This is a genomic window from Mycobacterium sp. 1245499.0, from assembly GCF_001673615.1.
In the GTDB taxonomy this organism is placed as follows: domain Bacteria; phylum Actinomycetota; class Actinomycetes; order Mycobacteriales; family Mycobacteriaceae; genus Mycobacterium; species Mycobacterium europaeum_A.
In genome coordinates this window covers 1-1,191 of sequence record NZ_LZMG01000010.1, presented here as the reverse complement: position 1 = coordinate 1,191, position 1,191 = coordinate 1, and the positions used below count along the sequence as shown (strand labels likewise).

Below are 1,191 nucleotides of genomic sequence, written 5' to 3'. Positions count from 1 at the left end.
CAATACCGAATCGGGCGCCCGGCCATACCCTGCGGGTATGACCAATCAGGAGTAGCCATCGGATAGCGATCCGAGCATCTGCAGCTGGCGGCCTCGGGGGGAGTAATGGCCGTGGTCAGGCCATGATCAATTCGAGCGGCGACATGTGGCTATGCCGCCGCCGTTTTAAGTCCCAGCGTCAATCGTAGCCAGCGACCCATTTCGGTAATCGCGCGGTCCACCTCGTCAACGTGGCCGGCTCCCATGATGAAGGAATGCTGGCCCTGCTCGATCTGTCGGACGATGACATCGTTGCCTGCCTCCTTTGCCCTTTGGGAGAAAGCGACGGCGTCCGAGGCGAGTAGCTCGTACTCGCCGTAGTACACCGCGATGGGAGGCAATCCGGACAGGTCGGCTTCCAGCAGGTGTACCCGGGGGTCGGTGTATTCCACGTCGGTTCCATCGAGCCAGCACGACCGGAACAGCTCGAGCAATCCCGGCGTGAGTAGCTTGTCCCGCTCGGAGTTGGTTTTGAGGGATTCCCCGGACAGCGTGACGTCAGTCCACGGCGAAATGGACAACACGGCGCCGGGCAGTGCCTCGCCGCGATCTCGCAGACGCAGCGCAAGCTCGACTGCGAGATAGCCGCCGATCGAGTGGCCAACACTGGCTATCTTGCTGGGGCGGTAGCCCTGGTCGAGCAGCCAGCGGTAGGCGCTTTCCACGTCTTCGACTTGCGCCGGGTACTTGTGTTCCGGGGAACGTCGGTAGTTCAGTACTAGCGAGCGCGCGCCGGCCGCCTTCGCGAGGTGCCCCGCTGCCTTCCGGTCGGAATGCATCGACATCAGCACGCTGCCACCCATATGCGTATGCAACAGCACTGATTCGGGGTCACCGTCTACGGGGATGCACCACAAGGCCTCAACCCCGCCCGCGTCCACCTCGGCATACGTGACGCCTTCGGGTTCCTTCGTTGCCAAATGGATGTTCTCGGTGACGTCGCGAATCGTCTCCAGGTCAAAGTTAACGTTCGAAGATCGCCTCCCGATCTCCGCCAAGAACTCGGCGAAATCGACCGCCTGCTTGCTTGCCATCCAACTGCCTTCCATCGTGGATTATTGGATAACGATCACTATATAACGACCGCTATCTGATGGCTAGCCCTGATCGGTCATACCCGCGAGGTATGGTCGGGCGCCCGATTCGGTATTG

Annotated in this window: 1 protein-coding gene; it reads right to left on the bottom strand. The window is 61.1% G+C overall.

What is annotated here, in order from left to right:
• Positions 1-149: 149 nt before the first annotated feature.
• A complete protein-coding gene (locus A5646_RS00325) occupies positions 150-1,073 on the bottom strand; it encodes an alpha/beta hydrolase (RefSeq protein WP_067018974.1) in 924 nt (307 codons plus the stop codon).
• Positions 1,074-1,191: the final 118 nt, after the last annotated feature.

What these genes read in the sequence shown, in the direction of transcription:
- A5646_RS00325 (WP_067018974.1), bottom strand. Translation starts at nt 1,073, where the DNA reads ATGGCAAGCAAGCAGGCGGTCGATTTCGCCGAGTTCTTGGCGGAGATC.